This is a genomic window from Mesorhizobium sp. M7A.F.Ca.AU.002.02.1.1 (assembly GCF_003998535.1).
In the GTDB taxonomy this organism is placed as follows: Bacteria; Pseudomonadota; Alphaproteobacteria; order Rhizobiales; family Rhizobiaceae; genus Mesorhizobium; species Mesorhizobium ciceri.
This window is the reverse complement of the sequence record NZ_RZPB01000436.1, coordinates 1-5,313: the sequence shown is the minus strand read 5'-3', so window position 1 is coordinate 5,313 and position 5,313 is coordinate 1. Positions and strand designations below refer to the sequence as shown.

Genomic DNA, 5,313 nt, shown 5'->3' with positions numbered 1-5,313 from the left:
TCCTCTCCCCGAAGGAGCCGTTCAAGGCCTGCTTCTCGGCCGTTGCCGGATATCTCGGCAGGCCGAGCGCGGAGACCGTGCTGTTTGCCGGCGTGCCGCTCTCGGACACGCGAATTGCGGCCGACGACATCAGGCACCTTGCCGAACGCATCGGCCTGGAAGTCACCGAGTTCAATCATCGCGATTTTCTCAGGGGGCGTATCGACCTGCCGGCCATCGTCTTTCGCGTCAGCCAATTGCCCGTCGCCCTGCTGGCTCTAGGCGAAGGCGATGCGTATATCACCGCGCCCCAGGAAGACGGCCGCACCACGATCGGCCGGTCGGAACTGGCCGCCAGCTACATCAGCGGCGGCGCTTCCTTTTCGATCACCTATGCCAATGCCGCCGAGACCATGTCGGTCGGCTCGGCGGCCAGGATCGAGCGAAGACATTGGCTTACGGGGACGATGGGCGCTTTCTGGCGCACCTACTCGAAAGTCGTCCTGGCGGCGGTGTTCATCAATCTGCTGGCCATAGCCTCGCCGATCTTCACCATGAACGTCTACGACAGGATCCTGCCGAACAAGGCGATATCGACACTGTGGGTCCTGGCTCTCGGCATCGGTGCGGTCATCCTGTTCGACCTGCTTTTGAAGACGGCAAGGGCTTCCCTCATCGACTATGCCGGGCGCAAGGCGGATCTGCGGATATCCTATCTGCTGTTCGAAAAAGTGCTGAACTCGTCGCTTTCGGCGCGCCCCGGCTCGACCGGCGAATACGCAAACAGGGTCACGCAATATGAGTTCGTCAGGGAGTTCTTCACCTCCAACACCATAAGCGTGTTCATCGACACGGCATTCGTCTTCGTCTTTCTCCTTGTGATCTATGCAATAGGCGGCTGGCTGGTGATCATACCGGCGCTGGCCTTCGTGATGTCCGTCATCGTCGGCCTGGTCACCCAGCGCCGCATCGGCAAGCGCGTCGCCGCCTCGATGAACGAAGCATCGCAGCGCCAGGCCCTGCTGGTCGAATCGATCTCGACGCTGGAGACCATCAAGTCGCTGCGCGCCGAGGCGTATCTGCTGCGGAAATGGGGAGAGCACTCCAAGAACGCCGCCAACACGTCCGAGAAGATCAAGCAGCTTTCGGCGGCGGCGGGCAACATCACCCAGTCCATACAGCAGCTGGTGACCGTCGCCCTGGTCGTGGCCGGCGCCTATGCCTTCTCGGAAGGGCATGTTTCGACAGGAGCAATCATAGGAACGGTGATGCTGGCGAGCAGGGCCGTGGCGCCGCTCGGCCAGATCGCCATAACGTTGTCCCGGTTCCGCCAGGCCATGCTCTCGCTGAGGATGGTGAATTCGATCATGGCTCAACCGGAAGATCGACCCGACACGGTGGGCTTCGTCAACCGCCCCATCCGCAAGGGGGCGATGGTGTTCAGGAATGTCGGGTTTGTCTATCCAGGCTCGGAAAACGAAGTTTTGACCGGCCTGAATTTCTCGGTCAAGCCGGGTGAGCGGATCGGCATCATCGGCCGCATAGGATCGGGAAAGACGACGATGGGTCGGCTGGTCGGCCGGCTCTTCCTGCCGACTTCCGGTGAGTTGCTGCTGGATGGGATCGACATTCGCCAGTATCACCCGTCCGAGGTTCGCGCCGCGGTCGGCATCGTTGCGCAGGCCGGCGACCTGTTCTCGGGCACCATCAAGGAGAACCTCCTGATGGCATGCCCCGAGGCTACAGACGAACAGATCATCGAAGCGGCAAAGGCTGCCGGCGTCGATGATTTCGTTTCACGCCACCCGCGCGGCTACGACATGAATGTCGGCGAGCGCGGCACCAATCTTTCCGGCGGCCAAAGGCAGACGGTGGCGATCGCGCGCCTGCTGCTGACCAAACCGAAAATCGTCTTTCTGGACGAGCCGTCGGGCTCGATGGATCTTGCTTCCGAACGCCAGTTGATCAAGCAGCTCAAAGTCGCCTTTGACCGCGACACCACGCTGATCGTCTCCACACATCGGTTCAGCATGCTTGAACTGGCCGACCGCCTGATCGTTATCGAACAGGGCAAAATCGTTGCCGACGGACCGAAGGACCAAGTCATACAGGCGTTGCAGAAAACAAGCGCCTGACAAAACAATTATTGCTGCATCCAATGCGTTGGGGCGTGGGAAATGCTTGCCAGGGAAGATCGGCCGCCGCTGTTTGCGTCGGCGTCCATATTCATCATCGGAGCGCTCTTCGTCGTTTTTGTCGCCTGGGCGTCCTTTGCCGAAGTCGATGAGATCGCACGCGGCGACGGCAAGGTCATACCTGCTTCCAAGACCCAGATCATCCAGGCGAGCGAGGCCGGTGTGGTTCAGGAAATCGCCGTGACGATCGGCCAGGTCGTCAAGAAGAACGATCTCATCATCCGCCTGGACAACACGCTCAACACGTCCAGCCTTGGCGAGCAGCAGGCCAAGGCGCGCGCGCTGGAAGTGCGCATAGCAAGGCTGAAATACGAACAGGCCGGCAATCTCTCGGGCCCATTTCCGTGCCCGCAGGACATCCAGTCGGTCGCTCCGCAAATCTGCGACAATGAACAGAAGCTGCTCATCGCCCGGCGCGGGAACTTCGACAACAAGCTGTCCGTGCTCAAGTCACGCCTCGATCAGCGCGAGAAGGAACTTGCCGAGGCGGAGGCCAATTCCGATCGTCTTACCAAGAACCTGGCGGTCAGCGACCAGGAGGCAAAACTCGTCGACGCGATGGTCAAGAAAGGCCTGATGGCAAGGACCGAGCAGCTCCGGGTAGAGCGCGAACAGACCGAACTCAACGGCCAGCTGAACCTTGCCGGCGAAACGATAAAGAAGATCAAATCGTCGATCACGGAAGCTCAGCTTCAGGTCGAGGAACTCGGCCTGCAATTGCAGCAGGAGGCGTTGGACGACCTTACCCAGGCGCTGGCGGACCTTTCGGTGGTGGATGAGACCATAAGGGGAGCCACCGACAAGGTCGCGCGCACCGATATCCGGTCTCCCGTGGACGGCATCGTCAACACGCTGGAGCTGAACACGGTCGGCGCCTTCGTCCAGCCTGGCGCCGTCGTGGCCGGCATCGTGCCAACCTCCGAAACGTTGCTGGTGGAGGCACGGGTCTCGCCGCGGGATGTCGCCTTCATCCGGCCCGACCAGGAAGCCCTTATCAAGGTCACCGCCTATGACTTCTCGATCTTCGGCGGCATCGAGGGCAAGGTCTCCAACATCACAGCCGACAGCCTGGTCGATCAGAAAACGGGGGAGCCCTATTATCAGGTGCGCGTGGCGACGGACAAATCGACCCTTCAAAGAGACGGCAAGGCCTATTCGATCATCCCCGGAATGATCTGCTCGGTCGACATCAAGACCGGGCGCAAGACGATCCTGCACTACCTCCTGAAGCCGATCAACAAGGCGCGCGAGGAGGCGATGAGTGAGCGGTAGCGCCAGCCCTCATCATTCCGATCGCGAGCGGCTGCTTGCGCCAGTCGCCGCCGAGGATTTCGGGCTGGAGTTTCGGGTCGTGGCGCGCGGTGGCATACGGCGCGGCATTCGTCTGGAGCGGGCATTCTGGATGTCGCTGAAGCAGATGGCCGAAAGCAGGAAGTGCACGATCGGCATGCTCATCGACGAGATCGCCGAAAGCCAGGCCCAGACAGGCAATCTGACATCCGCGATCAGGGTGGCCTGCATGCGTGGGTTGGGGGACGAAAACCTGACCTTGCGAAGGCTTGCATCGATCAACACCATCAACGCCATACTGGTCGCGTGCCCGTCTCCGGCCTTTGCCCTGGCTTCTTCGAAGAAGATCCTGTCGTTCAACGCGCCGTTCCAGCAACTGGTCAAGCGCCAATTGCCGATCGCCCCAAGCGATGACGCACGGCACGACCTCAAGCTGGCGCTGGACCTCAATGTGGCCGACATCTTCACGCGGCTCGACGCCAATGGCGAATCGCCGGTGGCCACCGGTTTTGTCATCGGCGCGGGTGACCGTCGATACCGGGGGCAATTGAATGCGGTGCGGGCCCCGTTGCTCGAGCCGGAGCTGCTGATGGCGTTCGTCTTCGGCGGCTGAATGCCCGCCAGTCTTTGGCGAGAACCTATGGCTTGGACTGGCCGAAACCCTATGGCTGAAAACCTTCGCCGGGTGCGACGGTTGCGAAACCGCCCTTGATGTCGGCCATCTGGGCGCCGCCCGGTCTTGAACCGTGGATCCAGGCCCGGTCCGTGCTGAACGAATAGAGCGGGACGTAATCCGGGAGATCGCTGTCACGCATAACGGTGTTGCTGAGGCTGTCGAGAATGAAGGTGCCGCTGCCTGTGCTCACCGACAGCACTGCGTGAAAGAAGCCTCTCTTGCGATCCTGGAGGACGACAAGCGCCATGCTTTGCGTCGGAATGCCGGCCCTCAGCAGGGCCGTCATCTTGAGGATGGCAAAATCCTCGCAATCGCCGGCTCGCCGCTCGAGAATCTCCGAAGGCTTCGCCCAATAGTCGAGCTTGCCGTAGACGACGCTGTCTTTCCTGTAGGCGATCAGGCGATTGACGCTGCTGTTGACGAAGGACAGCTTCTCGCTGAATCCCTTGCCTTGAGCGGCAGCGATCATGCCGGCAAAAGCCGTGCTCTTGTGCTCGCAGGGGCTGCCTGCCGAACAAGCGGTGATTGCCCGGTAGACAGGCGCCCAGCGCGCCGCGACGGGAAAATTGCGCATGGACAAGGCAACCGATCCGAAGACCCCTGGAATAATCGACGCGGTCTGCACCGGATCTATCCCGGCGTCATCTCGCGCCGTTGACGAGCCGTCCCCGCGGCCGACATCCGGGCCATAGCTGCCGGTGACCATGCCGATCCGGTAAGCGTCCGCAGGCTGCCAGGGCTGGGGCCTCGTCAGTGAAACACCGCCGAGACAGGGCGGCGTCTGGACCTTCTCCTGGGGCCTGCCGGGTGCGGGGATATCGCTGGCGAATGACGGCCCCGCCAGGCCGACAAGCCCGATTGCCAGCAGGAGCATCTGGAGCCCGGTTTTCCCCGGAACCGATTTTTGCTTTTTCATAACGCCCACCTTTGACTGTGGACGCTACCAATCTTGTCTCAAATTATTGGAAAGGAAGGTGGATAAATATCCAGCAACTGTCTTCATCTATTTTATTTAAAATTTTATTCAATTTTATACTTCGATTTACCAAAATATCCCGGCCAGTCCTCCGTTAGGGAAGCCTCCGGAAGCCACCATATATCAGGTTATATTGTCGCGGTTTACCACGTGTAAAAAATGCCGAGCAATGCATATCATAGTATATGAAATAGATT

Annotated in this window: 4 protein-coding genes; 3 read left to right on the top strand and 1 reads right to left on the bottom strand. The window is 60.3% G+C overall.

The window, feature by feature from the left end:
• The 3 genes from EN879_RS23390 to EN879_RS23380 all read left to right on the top strand — a co-directional run.
• A partial coding sequence (locus tag EN879_RS23390; RefSeq protein ID WP_127274269.1) for a type I secretion system permease/ATPase occupies positions 1 to 2,114 on the top strand: 2,114 nt, incomplete at its 5' end.
• A 42-nt stretch (positions 2,115 to 2,156) separates the two neighbouring features.
• On the top strand, positions 2,157 to 3,446 hold the full coding sequence (locus EN879_RS23385; RefSeq protein ID WP_063168901.1) for an HlyD family type I secretion periplasmic adaptor subunit: 1,290 nt from the start codon (positions 2,157 to 2,159) through the stop codon (positions 3,444 to 3,446).
• Complete coding sequence (locus EN879_RS23380) at positions 3,436 to 4,077, top strand: ribbon-helix-helix domain-containing protein (RefSeq protein WP_127274268.1); 642 nt, start codon at positions 3,436 to 3,438, stop codon at positions 4,075 to 4,077. The genes EN879_RS23385 and EN879_RS23380 overlap by 11 nt, the downstream gene beginning before the upstream one ends.
• 49 nt (positions 4,078 to 4,126) lie before the next feature.
• On the opposite strand, the gene EN879_RS23375 is transcribed toward EN879_RS23380, so the two are convergent.
• Positions 4,127 to 5,056, bottom strand: a complete 930-nt coding sequence (locus EN879_RS23375) for a transglutaminase-like cysteine peptidase (RefSeq protein WP_063168900.1) — start codon at positions 5,054 to 5,056, stop codon at positions 4,127 to 4,129.
• Positions 5,057 to 5,313 lie beyond the last annotated feature (257 nt).